This is a genomic window from Pontibacter coccineus (assembly GCF_030546575.1).
GTDB lineage: Bacteria > Bacteroidota > Bacteroidia > Cytophagales > Hymenobacteraceae > Pontibacter > Pontibacter coccineus.
Genome location: NZ_JAUOTN010000001.1, coordinates 101,781 through 122,226, shown reverse-complemented (window position 1 = coordinate 122,226; position 20,446 = coordinate 101,781). Strand labels below are relative to the sequence as shown.

The following is a 20,446-nucleotide window of genomic DNA, read 5'->3' as shown; positions in this document are numbered from 1 at the left end:
AATGGAAGAACTACAGTCGCTCCACCTTATCCTTGACCTGGTAGGGACCTTTGCCTTTGCCATAAGCGGAGCCGCGGCAGCCAGAAAACGTGACCTTGACCTGTTTGGAATCTGCGCCCTAGCCTTCACAGTCGCCTGCGGCGGGGGAATAATCCGCGACCTTTGCATCGGAGCCATACCGCCCGCCGGATTTACGAACTGGCGCTATGCGGTGGTTGCCATTACTGCTGCCGGAATAACTGTCAGCTTATTTTCGGTCGTACAGCGGCTCAAGCGCCCGGTGCTGTTCTTCGATGCCATTGGTTTATCCATGTTTGCCGTAACGGGAGCACAAAAAGTGCTGCACTATGGCCACAATGGGGAGGTGGCCGTGCTGTTGGGAATCACCACCGCAGTTGGCGGGGGCGTGGTGCGGGATATATTGCTTGCCCGGGTCCCTGTTATTCTGGAAAAAGAAATTTATGCATCGGCAGCACTTATTGGGGCATTGATTGTGGTTTTGGGAAGCTACATAGAAGAAGTGCCAAGCGACTGGGTTGCGCTGATTGCCCTAGCAGTATGTTTTACGTTGCGGATTTTAGCCTTGCACTATCGCTGGAACCTGCCTGTTCCTTCAAATAAGAAAGCTGGTGAGGAAAAAGGATCACCCTGATTTTTAAATTTTAGTGGTGCATGCGCTGCAGCAACTGTTTAGGAATAACCTGGAAGTTGCGCTGGATTTATATGCTTACCGCTGTGACGCTATACCTGCCTGGGTAGTGATACAAGGCCAATGAAAACGTAACTGACTCTTATTTGAATTTGGCCATGTTGGTTCAGTAGTACACAAACATTTCGCATCCAGGTCAATCGCGAAAGTCACATAGCTCAGGGCCCGGTTTCAGCCTCTGGTTAAACAGGAGTAGAAATATCTTCTTTTAGTATAGTCTCGTAGCGGTTGCGCATCATCATAAAAGTAGATGAAGGATAAATCATTGCACATTCTGTTAGACTTGTCTAAAAGCGTGGGGTGAAATCAAGAAACGTTTACCGGCGTGCGTGGTAAAACGCCTTTAAAAATTAAAACAGAGCGTCTGCTTCTTTTAAAACTTGTCTTTAGTGTAAATAAAACCCTCTGCAGTAGATAATTAGCATCTTAAATAATCAACCTGGTTTGGGTGTGGCAGTATACATAGTATGTAAATGTATAATTTAAAGCAGCACGCATATGATGATAAGACTATTACTGCTAGTACTTGCCGTGGTTCTGAGTGGCTCACTCAGTGCGCAGTCGAAACAAAGTAAAAAAACAGGTAATAAGAACACGGATGCCGCCTGGGTGAAAAACATACCTGCTGATGATGTGATCAAGTGGCGGCGGCACATCCACCAGAACCCCGAGCTGTCCTTCAATGAGGAAAACACGGGCAAGTATGTGGAAGAAGTGCTGAAGTCGTTCCCCAATATCGAAGTGATAAGGCCTGCCAAAACAAGCGTCATCGGCGTGCTGAAAGGCGCTAAGCCTGGCAAAACGGTTGCCTTCCGGGCAGACATGGATGCTTTGCCGATGCAAGAAGAGACCGATTTGCCATTTAAATCAAAAGCGAACAATGTGATGCACTCCTGTGGCCATGATGCGCATACGGCCACGCTGCTGGGAACTGCCGCTACCTTATCCAAAATGCAGAGCCAGCTAAAGGGAACGGTCTACTTTATCTTTCAGCACGCAGAAGAAACACCACCCGGAGGAGCTATCGATATCATCAATTCCGGGGCTTTAAAGGGCGTAGAGGCCTTTTTTGGCATGCATGTGCTGCCCAATTTCCCGGCCGGCCATGTGGGCATTTTGCCGGTAGGCGCAGCTTCCACTGCGCAGGACGTCTTTCACCTGAACATTATCGGGAAAGGATCGCATGGCTCCATGCCCCATCTGGGAATTGACCCGATCGTGGTAGGCGCTGCCATTGTCAGTGCTTTGCAAACGATTGTATCCCGAAATGTTGAGCCGGGCGAGATGACGGTGGTCACCATCGGTAAATTTCAGTCAGGCGATGCTTTCAATGTGATAGCAGACAGGGCTGAATTGGCTGCCAGTATCCGCACCACGTCAGACGAAACCAGAAAACAGGTGGAGGAAAGAATAAAGGAAATAATTGAGAACATTACGAAGGCTTACGGGGCTACCTACGAGCTGGAGTACATTAATACCTACCCGGCCATACGGAATGATGAAGCCCTGAACGCCCACGCCAGGAAAAGCGCAGTTACCGTCCTGGGAAAGGAACAGGTCTTTGACGCCCCCATGATGACGGCCAGTGAGGATTTTGCTTACTACAGGAAAATAGCCCCCGTCAGCTTCATGACGCTTGGCATTGGGAAAGGCGCTGCGAACCACAACCCTAAATTCACGGTGGACGAGAGCGCCTTGCAGAATGGGGTGAAAACCCAGGTACAGATCATCCTGGATTATCTGAATAAATAGAGTAGGTATTAAGCTAAATCCTGTCTGGACCTATATGAAGAATTTTCATACTTTCCTTTCTATGACTGTCATGTTTGCCTTGTTGAATGCCTGCGGTCAATCCAATAAAGAGACAGAAGCGGAAACCGAAACCGAAACAGAGAAGACGTCTCAACCCAACCTGGGTCACCGCTCAACTAAGCTTGTGGAGGCTGACGGCTTGCAATTCAAAGACCTCAACCGCAACGGCCGGCTGGACGCCTATGAAGATTGGCGCTTAACGCCGGCCGAAAGAAGCAAGGACCTGCTCAGCAAGATGTCGCTGGAGGAGAAGGTAGGGATGCTGCTGATTGCCGATATGCGCATGTACAACGAATCGTTCATGCTCGAAGCTTCAGGACAGACAAAACCCATCACCAGCGCGTTTAACGAGGAGGACGTCGTCATCGACAAAAACCAGTTCACTGGTGAGCCACTCCCATTTCCGGTGATGAACACAGTCGGCACGACCAAAGGAATACTCAAGCACAAGATGCGCCATTTTATCTGGCGCACTACCACCGCACCCGCCGACACCATGGCACGCTGGGCCAACAAGGTACAGGCACTGGCGGAAAGTGATAGCCTGGGTATACCGGTGCTGTTCGCATCCAATCCCCGCAACCACATCACTTCGGGGGCACTGGGTGCGACGGGTTCCACGTCTGTCGGTTTCTCCAAATGGCCATCTGAAATCGGATTGGGAGCCATGGCCGACTCAGCGATGATTCGCCGGTTCGGGGACATGGCACGGCAGGAGTGGCTGGCGGTAGGTATACGCAAGGGGTACATGTACATGGCCGACCTGGCAACCGAGCCCCGCTGGCAGCGCATCGAGGGCACCTTCGGCGAAGACCCAGGACTCGTCGCCCGCTCAATCGCTGCGATCACACTCGGCTTTCAGGGACCCAGATTGAACCAGGAGTCGGTCGCCATGACCACCAAGCACTACCCGGGAGGAGGGTCCGCTCGCAAGGGATTTGATCCGCACTATACCTATGGCCGCTTTGCCGTATTCCCGGGAGGCCAGCTGGAAGAGAACATGCTCCCCTTCAAAGCAGCCATCAAAGCCGGCACCTCTTCCATCATGCCCTATTACTCGCTGCCCAAAGACACCAAGTATGAAGAAGTGGCTTACGCCTATAACAAAGGGCTTCTGCGGGACGTGCTTCGGGGCGAACTGGGCTTCAAGGGAATCATTAACTCCGATACCGGCCCGATCGAATCCATGCCCTGGGGGGTGGAAAATCTCACTATTGACCAGCGGTATGTAAAGGCACTGGATGCAGGCACCAACCTGTTTGCCGGCAATGCCGATCCCACCCAACTCCTTAAAACCCTGAAAGCGCATCCGGAGGTGATGCAGTATGTGGATGAATCGGTCACGCTGCTGCTCATAGAGCTGTTCCAACTCGGGCTGTTTGAAAATCCATATGTAGACGAAGGAAGGGCCGGAGACGTAGTGGGCAAGCAGGAGTTTGTGGAGGCCGGAAAAGAGGCACAGCGCAAGTCCATCGTGCTCGTGCGCAACGAAAAAAACGCTTTGCCGCTGGCGAAGGGCACGAAGGTATACTTTGAGGATTATAGCAAGGTATATGGGAAGGTGAGGCCGGGTCCGGGGAAGGTATATTCGGAGACCTACGAAGGGCTCACCTTCGTCTCCACGCCAGAGGAGGCGGATGTGATTCTGCTCTGGGTGAAGCCCACCATCCGTCCGCTCTTCCCGTCTGATGACTCTCCCATACGAGTAACCCTTTCTGCCTGCGCGGTGGATGTGAAGTACATCAACACGCTCACATCAAAGAAACCTACCGTGCTGGTGATCAATTACGCCAATCCCTTTGTGATTGACGAAGTGTATAACCAGCAGACCAGCAACCGCTTCCTGGGTATACTGGCCACCTTCGGGGCAGAACCCGAAGCACTGCTTGATGTAGTGACCGGGAAGTTCAACCCCAGTGGCAAAATGCCTTTTACAACGCCGATCAGTCAGCAGGCAGTGGAGAATAACAAAGAAGATTTACCAGGCCACAAGGAAGGCGAAGGGTATGCCTTATTCAAGTTCGGAGAAGGGTTACAATATGGACAGTCCGCCAGCGCCCGAAGCTCAGGAGCTGCGACAGAATAAGCGTAAGCTACCAAGACGTTATTTGAAAAGACCGCTCCAGGTATACCTGAAGCGGTCTTTTATATAGACTAGAAGAGAGAATTGTAGTGCAAATAATAATTAATACAAAAGGTTTAAAATGGAAAATGCAGCAAAAGCAGTTGTCGAGAAAATGTTCGCTGCCTTTAGTGTGGGCAATGTAGAGGAATTCGTAGAAACCGTTTCCAATGATACTGTTTGGATTTACCATGGCACACAAGTTATACCCAAAGGTATTTACGAAGGGAAGGAGGGAGCGCGTAGGTTTATTAATGGCATTCTCAAAGGCACTGAGATCATCAGCTTTGAGCCACAGCAATACATTGTGGAAGGTAACAATGTGGTCGTTTTAGGTCAGGAACATCAAAGAGTGAGACGTTCAGGAAAAGAACTAAAACAAAAATGGGTGCAGGTATACACCGTCGAAAACAACCTTATCTCGAGAATGGAAGAGTTTGCGACATCTGAAGTTGTTAAGGAATAAAAGGGTACTCTCTAAGAGCGTGTTTTACTGAAATGAGCTGCGCAAGTTGCTATGGGTCACTGCATTTGATTATCCTATACTCCATTCAAGCCAACCTTTCGACATGTGTGCAGTATGCAGTGGTAGGTAACGCATCCATCTACACTAAATCTGAAAGCAAACGGGAATGACATTGGAACAGGCGCAAAGGGCCGTACAGGCAGCGAAAGAGAGGGCACAGGAACTGAATCTTAAAATGAACATTGCCGTGGTGGACGCCGGCGCGAACTTGACGGCCTTCGCCCGGATGGACGGTGTCTGGCTGGGCTCAATCGATATTTCCATTCGCAAAGCCAGAACCGCCCGTTTCTTCGACATGCCCACCGGTGATCTGGGGCAGGCATCACAGCCCGGCGGCTCCCTCTACAACATCGAGCACTCCAACGGAGGGTTAATTACTTTTCCGGGCGGTATTCCGATTACGGATGGCAACGGAGAGATTATTGGTGCCATTGGCGTATCGGGCAGCACCGTTGAGAATGACCATACGGTGGCGGAGGCTGGCGTGAAAGCGATCTCAAAGTAATGTGAAGAAGCGACTATTTCACTGCAATAGGTATAGAAGCCTTTAACGGGAAAGAATTATAATGTCAGCTACGAACAAAACTATCTGGACATTCGGTCACTCTACCAGAAGCCCCGAGGAATTTGTGGCCGCGCTGCAGTCCTTTCAGATTGAGGTGCTGGTGGATGTGCGCCGGTATCCCGGCTCTAAAAAGTACCCGCACTTTAACGTGTCAGCCCTGGAGACTTACCTGCCCGAGGCTGGAATCAGGTATATGCCTGAGCAGGAGCTGGGCGGCCGCAGAAAGCCCCGGCCCGACTCCCCCCACACCGTCTGGAGAAGCGACTCCTTTCGCGGCTATGCTGATTATGCCGAGACAAAAGAGTTTGAAGAGGCAATAGCGAAGCTGACAGAAGTCGCCAACCAAAAGAGAACAGCCTACATGTGCTCCGAAGCCGTATGGTGGCGGTGCCATCGCGCCATCATCTCGGACTATCTCAAAGAAAGAGGCTGGACCGTGATGCACATCATGTTGGAAGGAGTAGCAAAAGAACATCCTTATACCTCCGTATACCTGGAAACGCATCAGGTGAAGGGATAGGCGCTGATAAAAACGCCCTGGCAGCAAAATATAGAGGCAAGGATACTTTCATTAAAACCAATCCCGGGGTTTAATGAAAGTATCCTTGCCTTGGACGGCGCCGTACACATTGAAGACTAGAATGCTGTGATATTTAATACCTACTGGAATAGATTTTTTCATAGCGGACCATTAATCAACATTTAGACAGACGATCATGAATGAAAAATTTAAATATGCTAGTGCTTCAGAAGCCATAACCAAACTCAGAGCATTGGGATTTGATAAAGACCTTACCCTGAAAGACGGCTTCGTTTGGTGGGACTCTGGAAAATTTGGAGCCGATGATATAAAGATTGCTTATGTAAGCCGGTATGAAGGCAATTCAGATCCGGGGGACGAGGCAACTGTTTATGGCCTGGAAATGAATAACGGCCTGAAGGGAATACTGGTAACGGGCGATGGCATCTACTCGGATTCAAATACAGTTGCCCTTCTACAAAAATTACATCGCGCCAAGCTGGATAAGTATAGCAATATCTCGCCCGGCGAAGCCACCTGAGATTACCTCTTCTTTTTTTGCATCTCAAAACAAAGAAGAGGTTAAATGTTATCACACCATCTAAGGGACGACAGACCAAGCAGCCACCCCACAAAGTACAGCGACTTGTTTATCCTCTGTAGCACATACTCCCCCTGGTGCTCCTCTTCCCGGCTGCCCTCACCTGATCACACTTCCGCTATACCTGAGTTGCACAAATCACCTTTATATTAAATTCTAAATCAGTTTAATATGAAAAAGAAATTCTTTCATGCGAAAATCTATCGCAACGCTTCAGCAACCGAACTGGTGGTTGAGGACGGAAAAATCACGCAGATTGGGACTGATCTGCCCAAGTGTGATGAGGAGATCGACCTCAACGGGAAGTTGGTTTTGCCACCTTACGTAGATTCCCACTTACACCTGGATTATGTTTACACCGGCCGAAACGATGGTGGCAAGATTAAATCAGGAACGCTTTTCGAAGGAATCACCCGCTGGCATGATATAAAAAAATCGCAGACGAAAGAGGATGCCCGGGAGCGGGCGCTGGCTGCCATCCGGGAAGAGGTTTCTCAGGGTGTACAGTATATCCGCACGCACATTGATGTGACGGACCCGAAACTTCTGGGGATGCAGGTCATGCTCGAGTTGCGGGAGGAACTGAAAGATACCGTAACCATTCAGATTGTCTCTTTTCCGCAGGAGGGAATGTATGCTTATAAAGGCGGTTATGAACTGGTGGAGGAAGGCCTGAAGATGGGAGCGGATTGCGTAGGGGGAATTCCGCACTTTGAATGGGCGCGGGAGATCGGTGAAAAATCGGTGCACAGCTCGGTGGAGCTCGCCATGAAATATGGTAAAATGATCGACGTGCACTGCGACGAGACAGACGACCCGATGGCGCGTTTCGTGGAGCTGCTCAATGCCCTGACCATGATAGAAGGGGCCGGTCACAGAACCGCGGCCAGCCATACCTGCTCGTTCGGCAGCGCAGACGATGCGTACGCGCACCGCATGATGGGCTTGTTCAAGGCCAACGGTATGAATTTCATTGCCTGTCCCACAGAAAATGCCTACCTGCAGGGCCGCCAGGATACCTACCCGAAGCGCCGTGGCCTGACCCGCGTAAGAGAGTTTTTGAGAGAAGGCATCAATGTCAGTTTCGGGCAAGATTCCATCAACGATCCCTGGTACCCCTTGGGCAACGGAAACCTGATGAATATCCTGGACAACGGCATCCACTTAACCCACGTCGCCTCTTACGAGGAACTGGAAACGGCTTTTGATCTGATCACCTACAACGGTGCCAAAACCATGTTGCTGGAAGACCAGTATGGCCTGGAGAAGGGTAAGCCGGCGAACTTTATCGTTCTGAACGAAACTTCTGCTTTTGAAGCGATCCGTCAAAGAGCCGTCGTCCTGGCCTCCGTTCGCAACGGTGAATTCCTTTTCCGTCGCAGAGAACCTGAATACGAAATTTCGCTAGACATCTGATTTACTTTCAACTTCTTACCAGTAAACCATGCACAACTGAAAAGACTGTTTGGTAATCAAGGGCGGTTCCATAGTAGTGGCTTGGGTAAGGATGATTCAAGAACTGCTATATAAACTGTTCCCATAAACTGGTGGTCATGTGATGTAGTTTCGTGAAATTCCATTGTCCTTACATGGACGATTTTACAGCCCATATACGAGGCCACACCTAATCAAAAATATGAAAAGCAATAAGGATTCCGGACGGGTACAAGATAAAATTGCTGTCATTACCGGTGCAGCAAGAGGTATTGGACGAGCAGCAGCAATTGCATTGGCGCGTGAAGGTGCACATATCATTGGAATTGACATTGCCGGTCCCGTAAGCCCGAATTTTGAACTTGAACCTGCTGCCACTTCAGACCTTGAAGAAACAGGTCGCGCCGTGCAGGAAGCCGGCAGGCGGTGGCTGTCGATAAGGCTTGACGTGCGTAATATGGCTGAACTACGGGATGCTGCAGAACAGATTAAAAGAGAATCCGGAGGCTTGGATATCGTTTTCGCCAATGCAGGTATTCAGGGCTTTAAGCCGTTACTCGAAATGGAAGACGCGGACTGGCACGAGCAAATTGAAGTGAATCTGACCGGGACCGCAAATACACTTCGTGCATTTGCACCGCTGCTGGTAGAGCGAGGCGGTGGACGCATTATTGTCACTTCTTCCACGCAGGGGCGACACGGTACAAAAAATGGCTCATCATACTCGGCCTCAAAGTGGGGTATTATCGGGCTGATGAAATCGGCCGCACTTGAACTGGGGGAATACAACATCACTGTAAATGCACTTATACCCGGCTTGGTTAATACCCCACTCACCCGACGTCAGCAGCGTTACGCGCAGGCAATTCAGGCTGGCGGCAACAAACCAACCGGGAACGCAAAGAAGGATGAGGAGGATGCCAAAAAAACATTACTTAAGAAAACCCCTTTAGGAGTGCCATGGATTGAACCGGAAGCGATCGCTCCGGCTGTGGTTTTTCTGGCTTCAGACGAAGCAGCTATGGTCAGCGGCGCCACCATTGACGTGACCGGTGGCGATAGCGCCAATAATACATAATGCCGAAAGATAGCTACGGTTTAGAACAAAGGATGCCGACAGATTAACCCAAGGTCTTTCTCGCAAAGAAGGAAATCAGCAGGCCCGGAATAGCCAGGGCGATGGCCATTGAAGTCAGGACCATGGGAGAGTAAATGCCAAGCAACAGACCGGCTCCGGACGTTGCCAGCATAATGGAAAAGTTGAAGGTGGAGGACTGAACGGAGGTGGCCACATCCTTGGCGCTTTCTACCTGCCTGCTCACCGCCGCCTGGAACAGCGTGACCAGCGGACCAAATGAAAGTCCCCACAGGAAGAAAGCGAAATGGGCTATACCTGTCGTTCCACCGAACAATATAAAGACGAGCATGGAAACGATCAGCAAGGCAAACATGGCCACTGTTAGCAGCCTCAGGTATAGATCAGTGTATTTTATGGCCAGCAGGACAGAGATCAGGGAGCCGGCCCCAAAAAGCAACAAAGCACTTTCTATTCCGCCGGCAAGTTCTATTTCATCCACCAGGCTGGTGATGTACACATAAACGCCGTAATGCGCGCTCACACCAAGCAGGGTGAGGAGCAGCACGATTAAAACCGCCGGGATTTTGAGCAGGGCAAACGGCGATGATCTTTTGGTGAGTTTCTCTCCCGGTGTGGATGGCAATACGAGAATGCACAGCAGACCAATGACAAATATAAATACCCCAAGCGCAATGAATTCTGTTTGCCAGCCATATTCGTTGCCGATAAAGGTCACGATCGGCATCCCCAGGCTGATGCCCAAGGTGTTTCCCGCCATAATGACCGCGATCGCCCTACCGTGTTGCTCCTCGTCAACCAGGCGCATGCCGTAGGCTGCAATCATGGGCCACATCACACCAGCACAAATCCCGCCAATGATCCGGAGAATTATGATAACCGTGTAATTCAGGGAGAGGCCCGCCACAATATTTGAAACAGCAAATCCCGCCAGCAAAATCAGTAACAGGATTTTACGGTTGAACTGCATGGTCAGTGACACCAGCGGAATCGCGAAAATGGCAGACGCGATGGCGTAATACCCCACCAAATTGCCGCCCTGCACCTCGTTGATGTTCAAATCTGCCATCATTTGCGGGAGAACGCCCGAAGGCATCAACTCCGAAAGAATCCCGACAAATGTTACAGAGGACATCAGCACCATGATCAGCCATGGGAAATAATCCTTCACGCTGCCTGTAGTTTTTTGATCGTTCATAGCAGATGTTGGTTGTAGCTGTTTGAAAGCCTGTTGAAAAGCTGATAGGGTGGGGGCTTGAAGTCCTGAAATGTAACCTTGTTTACTGCCTTGCTATACGCGAAATCCTACTCACTGGCTTCCACTACAATCTTCCCGGGCTTTCCGGCTGCAATTTTGCACAATTTTAGGCCGGGACAAAGCTGTTTCCATATATGGACTGATACTTAGGTATATACGGTGCCATTTTGACTACAGATAGGTTGCGATTCAAACAAACAGCTTTTGATCAATTACCCGCGGAAGGTATAATTTCACAGTTGTCAGCGGCTATTCCGATCATTTGCTACATCAGAAAACGGGCAGCGTAAAATACGTATGCCAGTGCCGGAAACCCTTGTCTACCAAAGCGGTATAAGGTGTAAAGGGCTGGGGATGAAGCAACAGCCATTCACCAGGTATAGGAGCAAGACTGTCAACTGCCAGGTTTTTCAGGGCGAGTCATCCATTACTGTGCTTACGACTAACAACATACAAATGCCCAACATCATAGCCACTGCCGAAGCAGAAAATACAGGTGAAGCTTATGCGACAAAACTCATCACGAACCAGCATAGGCTGCTAGCCGATGAACCTTTTGATCTTGGAGGCCAGAATCTGGGGCCCAACCCCGGAGACTACCTGTGTATGGCCCTGGCATCCTGCATGGTGATCACCCTGCGTATGTATATAACGCGGAAAGGGTGGGAGATAGGCCGGATTAAGGCTAAAGTAAACCTGGTGAAAAGCACCAACACGGCTTCCGGCAATAACACTTTTTACTGCAGTGTATCTTTTGGTGAAACGCTGACGACAGAGCAGCGGGGCAAGCTGTGTAAAATAGCGAAAGCATGTCCGCTGCACCGCCTTTTAAGCAGGCCCAGCGATATCATCACCCTACTGGATTGATCAACTGTTCGAAAATAATCGCCTATGAAAACAACATGGCCCAAGCTGTCCTTTAAAGAAGCTCAAAAGACCTATGAAACGATCCACCTGTGGACGCAGATCGTGGGGAAGATCAGACTGGTCAAAATGCCCTGGATCAATCATTCCTGGCACGTTACCCTGTATGTTACTCCCAGCGGACTCACTACTTCGGATGTCGTGGCCGGGGACAAAGATTTTCAGCTGGACTTCGATTTTATACACCATCAACTGCAGCTAAAAACCAGTGCAGGCGAAACAAACAACATTGACCTGAAAAAGCTGTCGGTGGCAGGGTGCTACCAGCAGGTGCTGGATGCCCTTCGGGAAGTAGGTATAGAGGCAGACATTTACCCTGTACCGAATGAACTGGAAGACCCCATTCCCTTTCATAAAGATGAAACGCATGCTACCTACAACCCCGATCATGCCACGGTTTTGCACCAGGCACTCCTGCGGGCGCACGATGTTTTTACCCGGTTCAGGGCTGAATTCAAAGGCAAGTGCAGCCCCGTGCATTTGTTTTGGGGCAGCTTCGATCTGGCCGTGTCGCGCTTCTCTGGCCGTGATGCACCCAAGCACCCGGGGGGCGTGCCAAACCTACCCGATTGGGTAGCGCAGGAAGCTTACTCCAAAGAGGTTTGTAGCTGCGGCTTTTGGCCGGGGAGTGAGGCATTTCCTGAGGCTGCGTTTTACAGCTACATATACCCGGAGCCGGAAGGGTATAAGGATGCCCGCATAAAACCTGACCAGGCCTACTACCATCCGGAGCTTAGGGAATTCATTCTGCCTTACGATGCAGTGCAGGAGGCCGATGATCCAGAGGCAGTGCTGCTGGACTTCCTGCACAGCACCTACGAGGCGGCAGCTGAGCTGGCCCGATGGGATCGCAAAGCGCTGGAACAGGAGAACTTTGACAACCGGAGAAAAGCAGATCGCCGTGCGTACAAGCAGGTGGACAAAGATCAATAAAGAAGCGTTGCTTTTAATTAGTTTAAAGCTTACGCCCATTCCCCGCCAGCCATTGGGGGTACCCAGGAGAGCAGCAGTCCTTTCCAGCTTCTACCGATTATCGGACCTTCCTTGAAAAGTAAGTGGCACCCACGCTGGCTGTTACGACGCATAAAATGGATACCCACTGGGTCACGCTGAGGTATTCTTCCAGGAACAGCAAACCCGAGAGGGCTGCAAAGGCCGGGTGCAGGCTCATCAGGATGCCAAAAGTTTTGGGCGGGAGTTGACGCAAGGCACCAATTTCCAGGGTATAAGGTATAGCACTGGTTAAAAGCGCAACAGCCACACCGATTAACAGCAGGGGTGCAGTAACTGCCGCCAGGTCGCCGCTGAATATACCAAAAGGGAGCACAAACATGGTGGCAAAGAGCATTCCTACTCCGACCGCATCGCTGCCTTTCATCACTTTTGCTACCTTTCCGCCCAGCACAATGTAGCCAGCCCACAGGGCGCCGGCCCCGACAGCAAGGCCTGCACCTAACAGGTCCACGTTGTTGTTCTGCCACGGAGCAATCAGGGCTATACCTATGCAGGCCAGCAGCACCCAAAGCAGATCCAGCTTCTTTCTGGAGCCCAGTAATGCCAGCACCAGTGGTCCGGTGAACTCCAGGGTAACACCCAGGCCCAGCGGGATGCGCTTGATGGCGAAATAGAACACCAGGTTCATGGCGCCCAGGCAGGTGCCGTAGGCCAGGCAGTACAACCACTGCTTTTTGGTTACCTTGAAGAGGTTGGTTCTGGAGACAGCCAGTAAGATGAGCGTTGAGAAGCCAATGCGCAGCGAAGCCGTTCCGCTGGCTCCTAAGACAGGGAAAAGATACTTGGCAATGGAAGCGCCGCCCTGCACACTGATCATGGCAAGCAGCACGGCAGGTATAGCCGGAATTGATATTTTCTTATTCGGTAAATTTAACATTTTCCAGATGAGGGTAAATGCGATGGAATCCCAGGGCAATTCCTGAGAGAGTTAAAGGCTGTGAAACAATCTGATAGCTTAGATTAACTGCTCAAAGGGAGGGCCAGGCAGAAAGAGATAGACGAAGAAACAAGGGTTATATTGTAAGCAAAACGTTGTGGGGTAGGGGTGTTGGAAAGATAAGGTGTCATGGTAAATTATTACGGCACAAAGATGAGGATGATTCCCTTAAATTCCAATTGATAATCGTCTGGTGACTTTAAATCAACAGCAGAGGCTGCCATCACAATATTTCTACCATAAACTGCCAGGGCCACTGCTGGAGGAGAAAAGATTTTTTTGTTTTAAGATGCGTACACTATCACGCAAATGATTTGATTGAGGAGGATGCTCCACCTAGACTCACAATAGGATTCTCTGGTTATTCCTGGTTTAAGCGTCTCGATTATAATAGTTTGTTTAACCCGAAAGTTGTGAAGCCTAAAGATAATTTCCCGGTGTTTGGTATACAGGAGTTTCAGCCTGATCTCCATCACACTAACGAGTTGCAGTTTCATCTGGTACAAGGAAAGCAGCTTATAGAAAAGCCGCACAAGCATGACTTTTTCATGCTGCTTTTGTTTGAGCAAGGGAGCGGAACGCATACGATAGATTTCAAGCAGTATGAGGTAGGGGATCATCAGTTGCACCTGCTATTTCCGGGCCAGGTACACAGCTGGGCTTTAGGTGAAAATACAGTGGCGTATCAGCTGATGATCAGCCAGCCTGTTTTCGAAATTTTCTCGTCTTCGCTGGAGCTTACTTTTGTGCTGTATCAGAAGCAACCTGTCCTTGAGCTTTCCTCCGAGACTTTCTCACAACTACAGCATGAGTTTCAGTCCATCGACGCTGAACTAAGTAGAGCGCCCGTACACTGGAACATTGTTAACCTGAGAAACCAGTTGATTGCGCAGCTGGTGAACCGCGAGGCCGGGGAAAAGTATGATTACCTGAAGGTATACCGCGCTGTGCCGGCGCTTATGAAATATCAGCACCTGGTAGATGTTTACTTCAAAGAGCAAAAGTCAGTCGCCTTCTACGCCGACCAACTGCACATCTCGGCTAATTACCTGAACATACTCTGCAAAAGGAATCTGCAGGTGCCTGCCCTGTTTCTTATACATACCCGCATCATCCTGGAAGCCAAACGATTGTTGCATGCATCCGAGTTGCCTGTTAAAGAAATTGCTTTTGATCTTGGCTTCAGTGACCTGGCGCATTTCTCCAACTTTTTCAAAAGCAAAACAGGTATGTCGCCGCGTTCCTTTCGGGAGCAGTTATGAAATTTGCAAGTTTTGGCAGGAACCGCACATCTGTTTTGAGTATAGGAGGTGCTACCTTTGTACTTTTAAAAGACAGTACTATGGCTCTTCAACCGATAACGCGTAAAGATTTCATCAAAAATTCTGCGATGCTGCTTGCTGGAAGCACCCTGGCCTCCTGTACAGGTATGCTGGCTACGGCGCAGCCACAGGCTGCTGAGCAAAACAGCTACATGGCTGCCGGTAATGCCCTTACACTTAAAAATGTGAGACTGGAGACAGGATTCGAGTATGAGGGAGATGAAGTGGTAAGTACGAAGACAGACTTGTTCATCCTTGAAATCCTTGACGGTAAGGTAAAAGCTGTCTTGCCCAATAACCCAGATGCCAACGCTATGGATGCCCAGGGCCTGCTACTGCTTCCTGCATTCAAGGACATGCACATTCACCTGGACAAGACCTTTTACGGCGGTCCGTGGCAGGCGCGGCGCAAGAAGAACAGAACGGTGCAGGACATGATTGCCTACGAGCAACAGGTACTCCCGAAGATGCTGCCAACCTCTACTGAGCGGGCAGAAAAACTGATCGAGTTGCTGCAGTCGCATGGAGCTAACTTTGCCAGAAGCCACGTCAACATCGAACCTACTTCTAAGCTCAATTCCCTTCAGAATCTGCAACAGGCCCTTGAGAATAAGAAGGATAGTTTTGATGCAGAACTGGTAGCCTTTCCGCAACATGGCATCCTGCGTTCAAAATCAGAGCAGCTGATGAAAGAAGCCGCCGCGATGGGTATTGATTTTATAGGTGGCTTAGACCCGGGGGCTGTCGACGGTGATATGAAGAAAAGTATGGATTTTGTAGTGCAGCTGGCGCTGGATCACAAAAAGGGCATCGACATTCACCTGCACGAAGGCGGTGCATCCGGACTTAAAACGATAGAATACCTGATCGATCGTGTAAACGAGAATCCTGTCCTGCAAGACAAAACCTTTATCAGCCACTGTTATGTACTTGCCTCGCTTGAAAAGCAAAAGCTGGAAGGAGTAGCGGAGAAACTGGCCGCCGCCAAAATAGGTATCATTTCTACCATCCCCATCGGAAAACAGATGATGCCTATCCCGGCGCTTTACAAGTACGGCGTAGACGTGCGCACTGGCAACGACTCCATCATTGACCACTGGGACACTTTTGGTACGGGCAGCATTCTACAGAAAGTGAACCTGATGGCGCAGCTTTATAATTACGTCTCCGAGTTCGAGCTCTCCAGGTGCCTGAAGCTGGCTACCCACAATATCCTGCCACTGGATGACAAAGGAAACAGGCAGTGGCCGCAGCCAGGCGTCAAAGCTGACCTGGTATTGGTAGACGCCAGTTGCTCGGCAGAAGCCGTTTCCCGTGTATCTCCCGTGAGATCATTGATTCATAAAGGAAATATCGTGTATCAAACAACTAGCGTATGAACACACTATTGTTAATATTTTCGTTTTTATTGCTCACATCCTGCCAAACAGAAACTGCTATGCAAACACCTGCCACAAAAGGCTCCCTGGTGGAGGCCGTTAAAAATAACAAGTTAGATGCGGTAGCAACTGCCCTGAAAAATGGAGCAGACGTGAACACGACCGATGCGCAGAAAAGGTCGCTGTTACTATTAGCCACGCACCAGAACAACCTGGAAATGGCGCAGCTGCTTGTTAAACACGGCGCTGATGTTAACCAACAGGATGCGATGAAAGATAGCCCTTTCTTATACGCCGGCGCAGCAGGGTATACGGATCTTGTGAAGCTATACCTGGAAAACGGTGCCCGCTTTGATGTGTTTAACCGCTACAACGGCAGCGCCCTGATTCCGGCATGCGAGAAAGGGCACCTGGATGTGGTGAAATTGCTGGCCAACACCAAAGGCTTTCCCATAGACCATGTAAACCGCCTGGGCTGGACTGCGCTGATGGAGGCTGTTGTATTGGGAGATGGTTCCAAAACCTATGTAGAGGTGGTACGGGTATTGGTTGATGCCGGCTGCGACATCAACATCCCGGATAACGATAGGGTAACAGCGCTGCAGCATGCCCGTAAAATGGGATTCACTGCCATTGCCAGGGTGCTGGAAGAAGCACGCTGAGACTCCTGATCATTCAGAATAAAATAGGTGCAGAAATTATAAGAGGCCGCTATACCTGATCAAGTATACGGCCTCTTTGCTGACGCAGGTATAGCTTAAGTTAAGACGATATCTGTCTACTATGCACACTTGGGCTTAGATTTCATCTTAAAGTTGTCATTAGAGTGGTTAGTTGATGAAAGGAACTTGTAGATCTTTAGAAGTACAGGCTCTAGCTAGTCCGTCAGAAGGAATAAAAAAAGCCTCTCAGCGTAAACTGAGAAGCTTTTAAGTAGTCCGTAGGAGTGAATTATCGAACTTTATCCACAATGATCTTACCTCCTTAAGTGATTTTCTGGGGGTAGGATAGGAGCATTAAGATAATTATTCTAAATAAAGGTTTAACTCTGTATTACAACAGCCTAGTTTCTTTTAAATGGTGCATCGCCTCCTTTTACCTATTTTCATTTATCTCCTTCATAATTTCTGCAAATAGTCTGGTAGATTTTAGGCGGTCATTTATGTCGTACATGGTGGACACAGTGATCAGTTCATCCACTCCCGTTTCTTCCAGAAATTCCTGAATTTGCGTTTTTACCGTTTGCTTACTACCTACAAAGGAATACCGTAGCATTTGTTGTAAAGTTGGGTGTTGCAAGACTCCTTCCAACTCCTCGGTCAGTTCGGTTGGTGGGTGTAAGGGGTCTCTGGAACCGGTTAATACACCCACAAACATTCTGATTAAGGAAGTAAACAGTTTTTCCGCTTCTTCATCGGTATCGGCCACCAAAACATTCACCCCGGCCATGGTATAGGGTTTATCCAATACCCCGGAAGGTTGAAATTCCTGTTCATAGATTCGTAACGCGTTGTGTAGATGTGTTGATGCAAAATGACTGGCAAAGGCGTAAGGCAATCCCTTTTGAGCCGCTATGTGGGCACTATCGGTCGAGGAGCCCAATACATAGAGCGGAACACCGGTGCCTTCTGCAACGGGAGCCCTAACACTGGCAACTATATTTCCTTCGGAAAAATACTGCTGAATTTTTTCTATTTCCCTCGGAAAAGAATGTGCAGCCTCCATAAAATCTGACCTGATGGCACGAGCAGTTGCCTGATCTGTTCCCGGTGCTCTTCCCAGACCCAAATCAATGCGGTTCGGGTATAGATGTGCGAGCGTGCCAAACTGTTCAGCTATGATCAAAGGCGAGTGATTGGGAAGCATCACACCCCCTGAACCTACCCGGATGGAGGTAGTGTTTTCGGCCACGTAACCGATGAGCAGGGAGGTAGCGCTACTGCCGATATTGTTTGAATTATGATGCTCGGCAAACCAAATGCGTTTGTAGTGATGTGCTTCCGCTTCTTTGGCTAAGGCCAATGAATTGTGCAGGGTCTTTTGTATGGTTTCTCCCTGCGATACAATGGCAAGTTCTAAAATGGAATAAGCAATGTTATTTTTCATGGTATTCAATTCTTTTTCGTTACTGTTAATTCGGTACAGCTGATTATGACCAATTAAAAGACATATTATTTATTTACTGCATAAGTTGATTGATTAATGGCCACCATTTCTTCATGAAAAGGAAAAGTCTTTGCGTTCATGAATTTTTCCATGGCAGCATCCCGAGCTGCAGGGGCTAATCCCCTTTTGGCTGCAGCAAGTGCTTGTTTCAATTCTACTGTATTCAGTTCCGTGCAATAGGCAGGGGTGCCTGGTTCCTGTCTCCACGATTCGGCAAGGCTTCCCCCCTCCACTGTGTCAAAACCTACCTGGTCAACCAGTTCAGCGGCCACTTTTTTATGAGCCTCGTTTTCTCCGGCAACCGAAATCGCAATTCTTCCTTCCTCACCGGCCGGCTTCCCTTTATGCCTCAAAGTGTACTCCAAAATGTTGTTGAACACCTTGATAACCGATCTTCCTAAGGTTTCTGAAATGTATTCACTTTCCGTCTTGCCTTCTAAGCCAGGCAGCTCGCCATCACGTATTGGATAATAATTGGAGGTATCCAGAATAATGACCTCCTGGGCTACGTCCTGCAGTAAATTTTTCGGCAGGTCTTTATATGCTTTGAAAGGGATGGAGAAAATGATGGCATCCACATCTTTTACCACATCTTCAAGGGTGGCCGCCTCGGCACCTAAATTGGCCGCTATTTCGCTAAGAGTGGCCATGTCTCGGGTGTTGGTTACTTTTACCTGATGCCCTGCAGCAGAGAGTTTTTGGGCAAGGATGCTTCCAATTGCACCTGTTCCAATGATTCCTATTTTCATATTATTTTCTTTAGAGGTCAGTTAATGTAATGACGAATTCTTTATGGCCTTTACAGGAAATCCTAACCGTACGGGCCGAAACCTATGGGACCCAGGCAAAATTTCTCAACAAATTCTATATGCCCCTGGTGTAGAGCCGGCCGTTTAGATTTCTCTGAAGGCTGGCATGGGCAACTCCAGATTGCCTCTCAGTGTATCAGCTTCATACTCAGTACGGAATATGCCGCGTTCCTGCAAAATAGGCACGACCAAGTCAATAAAATCCCGCAAACCATGGGGATGATCCTGCCGAAGTATCAACATATCGATTGCTCCCTGGTCATGCCACTGCTGTATCTGATCGGCCACTTTCTCGGCTGATCCAAAAAACAGTGGGCGGGGGAGGCTGTTTTTGGGAATCAACCGCAACAGTTCCAGGTATTTTTCCAGGGCTTCCTGATCTGTCCTGCCAACGATCGGATTCTGGGAGACTGACACGATAAAGTCTTCCGGCCTTCTGCCTTTTTCAACTAATTGGCGCCTTAATTCGTTGGCAATGGCCACTGTTTCCTCCAGGGTATGGCCATGGGTAAATACACCATCTGTATAGCTGGTGGCATGATCCATAAACGTTTGCGAAGTACCTGCTGTGTACAACACGGGTCGCCCCTGAACCGAACGGCTAAGGTTTAAAGGCCCTTCTACCTGGAAATATTTTCCCCGGTAATTCACCCGATGCATTTTTCGGGGATCTAAAAATACGCCACTTTCCTTATCCCGGATAAAAGCATCGTCTTCATAGGTGTCCCACAAGCCCAATAAGATTTCCATGAATTCTTTATTCATGGGGTATTGGTCTGATTTGCCCAAATGGCCTCGGCTGAAGTTGACCATGCCTCCCGGGTTTGAAGTAATGGCGTTCAAAGACGCGCGGCCCCTGCTTATCTTGTCCAATGACAGGATTTGCCGGGCGACGCTGTAAGGATCGGCATAGGAAGTGGACGCGGTAACCGATAAGCCGATTTTTTGGGTGTGTGTGCTGATGGCGGACATGACGGAAACACCTTCAAACATGCTCAGGTAATGCGGGATGTTTCCCGGGCCAACATGGCTCACGTCGACCAAAAAGAGCGTGTCAAACTTGGCTCCTTCGGCGAGCTTTGCCTGCTGGATATAAAAATCAATGTTCTCGCTGGCGTCAGCCGGCATTTCTGGATGCTGCCAGCCCACATAATTCCATCCCAGACCATCTATAATGGCCGCCAGCTTTAACTTCTTTATATTTTCCATTTCAACTACTATTGATGCCTGTTTCTACCCAAACAGAAACTCC

The 20,446-nt window shown here is 49.3% G+C and carries 19 protein-coding genes; 14 read left to right on the top strand and 5 right to left on the bottom strand.

Annotated features, from left to right (window positions below; genetic code table 11):
• Position 1: 1 nt before the first annotated feature.
• From Q4E40_RS00580 to Q4E40_RS00540, 9 genes are all read left to right on the top strand, one after another.
• On the top strand, positions 2 to 652 hold the full coding sequence (locus Q4E40_RS00580; RefSeq protein WP_303409447.1) for a trimeric intracellular cation channel family protein: 651 nt from the start codon (positions 2 to 4) through the stop codon (positions 650 to 652).
• Positions 653 to 1,207: 555 nt separating this feature from the next.
• Entirely contained in the window at positions 1,208 to 2,461 is a 1,254-nt protein-coding gene (locus Q4E40_RS00575; protein ID WP_303409446.1) for a M20 metallopeptidase family protein, read from the top strand.
• Positions 2,462 to 2,495: 34 nt separating this feature from the next.
• Entirely contained in the window at positions 2,496 to 4,607 is a 2,112-nt protein-coding gene (locus tag Q4E40_RS00570; protein ID WP_303409445.1) for a glycoside hydrolase family 3 protein, read from the top strand.
• Positions 4,608 to 4,725: 118 nt separating this feature from the next.
• Entirely contained in the window at positions 4,726 to 5,109 is a 384-nt protein-coding gene (locus Q4E40_RS00565; protein WP_303409444.1) for a nuclear transport factor 2 family protein, read from the top strand.
• A 166-nt stretch (positions 5,110 to 5,275) separates the two neighbouring features.
• The gene (locus Q4E40_RS00560; RefSeq protein WP_303409443.1) at positions 5,276 to 5,674 is read left to right on the top strand and encodes a GlcG/HbpS family heme-binding protein; all 399 of its coding nucleotides are present in this window, start codon (positions 5,276 to 5,278) and stop codon (positions 5,672 to 5,674) included.
• Between the two features lie 61 nt (positions 5,675 to 5,735).
• Complete coding sequence (locus Q4E40_RS00555; RefSeq protein WP_303409442.1) at positions 5,736 to 6,254, top strand: DUF488 domain-containing protein; 519 nt, start codon at positions 5,736 to 5,738, stop codon at positions 6,252 to 6,254.
• A 196-nt stretch (positions 6,255 to 6,450) separates the two neighbouring features.
• Positions 6,451 to 6,795 (top strand): hypothetical protein, encoded by a 345-nt coding sequence (locus Q4E40_RS00550; protein ID WP_303409441.1) that lies wholly within the window; start codon positions 6,451 to 6,453, stop codon positions 6,793 to 6,795.
• 231 nt (positions 6,796 to 7,026) lie between these two features.
• Positions 7,027 to 8,271 (top strand): amidohydrolase family protein, encoded by a 1,245-nt coding sequence (locus Q4E40_RS00545; RefSeq protein ID WP_303409440.1) that lies wholly within the window; start codon positions 7,027 to 7,029, stop codon positions 8,269 to 8,271.
• A gap of 220 nt (positions 8,272 to 8,491) precedes the next feature.
• Positions 8,492 to 9,367, top strand: coding sequence for an SDR family NAD(P)-dependent oxidoreductase (locus Q4E40_RS00540; protein WP_303409439.1), 876 nt, complete (start codon positions 8,492 to 8,494; stop codon positions 9,365 to 9,367).
• A 43-nt stretch (positions 9,368 to 9,410) separates the two neighbouring features.
• Here Q4E40_RS00540 and Q4E40_RS00535 read toward each other — a convergent pair whose 3' ends face one another.
• Positions 9,411 to 10,583 carry an MFS transporter gene (locus tag Q4E40_RS00535; RefSeq protein ID WP_303409438.1) on the bottom strand — a complete coding sequence of 391 codons (1,173 nt, stop codon included), beginning with the start codon at positions 10,581 to 10,583 and terminating at the stop codon, positions 9,411 to 9,413.
• Positions 10,584 to 10,997: 414 nt separating this feature from the next.
• Between Q4E40_RS00535 and Q4E40_RS00530 the strand changes: the two genes are divergently transcribed.
• Together Q4E40_RS00530 and Q4E40_RS00525 are read left to right on the top strand one after the other, a co-directional pair.
• Positions 10,998 to 11,510: an OsmC family protein gene (locus tag Q4E40_RS00530; RefSeq protein ID WP_303409437.1), complete on the top strand. Its 513-nt coding sequence runs from the start codon at positions 10,998 to 11,000 to the stop codon at positions 11,508 to 11,510.
• A 24-nt stretch (positions 11,511 to 11,534) separates the two neighbouring features.
• The gene (locus Q4E40_RS00525; RefSeq protein ID WP_303409436.1) at positions 11,535 to 12,500 is read left to right on the top strand and encodes a DUF5996 family protein; all 966 of its coding nucleotides are present in this window, start codon (positions 11,535 to 11,537) and stop codon (positions 12,498 to 12,500) included.
• A gap of 97 nt (positions 12,501 to 12,597) precedes the next feature.
• Here Q4E40_RS00525 and Q4E40_RS00520 read toward each other — a convergent pair whose 3' ends face one another.
• Positions 12,598 to 13,458, bottom strand: coding sequence for an EamA family transporter (locus tag Q4E40_RS00520; RefSeq protein WP_303409435.1), 861 nt, complete (start codon positions 13,456 to 13,458; stop codon positions 12,598 to 12,600).
• A 473-nt stretch (positions 13,459 to 13,931) separates the two neighbouring features.
• Between Q4E40_RS00520 and Q4E40_RS00515 the strand changes: the two genes are divergently transcribed.
• From Q4E40_RS00515 to Q4E40_RS00505, 3 genes are all read left to right on the top strand, one after another.
• Positions 13,932 to 14,780: an AraC family transcriptional regulator gene (locus Q4E40_RS00515; RefSeq protein WP_303409434.1), complete on the top strand. Its 849-nt coding sequence runs from the start codon at positions 13,932 to 13,934 to the stop codon at positions 14,778 to 14,780.
• 80 nt (positions 14,781 to 14,860) lie between these two features.
• On the top strand, positions 14,861 to 16,219 hold the full coding sequence (locus Q4E40_RS00510) for an amidohydrolase family protein (protein WP_303409433.1): 1,359 nt from the start codon (positions 14,861 to 14,863) through the stop codon (positions 16,217 to 16,219).
• A 59-nt stretch (positions 16,220 to 16,278) separates the two neighbouring features.
• Positions 16,279 to 16,881, top strand: coding sequence for an ankyrin repeat domain-containing protein (locus Q4E40_RS00505; protein ID WP_303409432.1), 603 nt, complete (start codon positions 16,279 to 16,281; stop codon positions 16,879 to 16,881).
• Between the two features lie 433 nt (positions 16,882 to 17,314).
• Here Q4E40_RS00505 and Q4E40_RS00500 read toward each other — a convergent pair whose 3' ends face one another.
• The 3 genes from Q4E40_RS00500 to Q4E40_RS00490 all read right to left on the bottom strand — a co-directional run bounded on the left by Q4E40_RS00500 (position 17,315) and on the right by Q4E40_RS00490 (position 20,403).
• A complete protein-coding gene (locus tag Q4E40_RS00500; RefSeq protein WP_303409431.1) occupies positions 17,315 to 18,325 on the bottom strand; it encodes an LLM class flavin-dependent oxidoreductase in 1,011 nt (336 codons plus the stop codon).
• A gap of 65 nt (positions 18,326 to 18,390) precedes the next feature.
• A complete protein-coding gene (locus Q4E40_RS00495; RefSeq protein ID WP_303409430.1) occupies positions 18,391 to 19,134 on the bottom strand; it encodes an NADPH-dependent F420 reductase in 744 nt (247 codons plus the stop codon).
• A gap of 144 nt (positions 19,135 to 19,278) precedes the next feature.
• Entirely contained in the window at positions 19,279 to 20,403 is a 1,125-nt protein-coding gene (locus Q4E40_RS00490) for an NtaA/DmoA family FMN-dependent monooxygenase (protein ID WP_303409429.1), read from the bottom strand.
• Between the last annotated feature and the right edge of the window lie 43 nt (positions 20,404 to 20,446).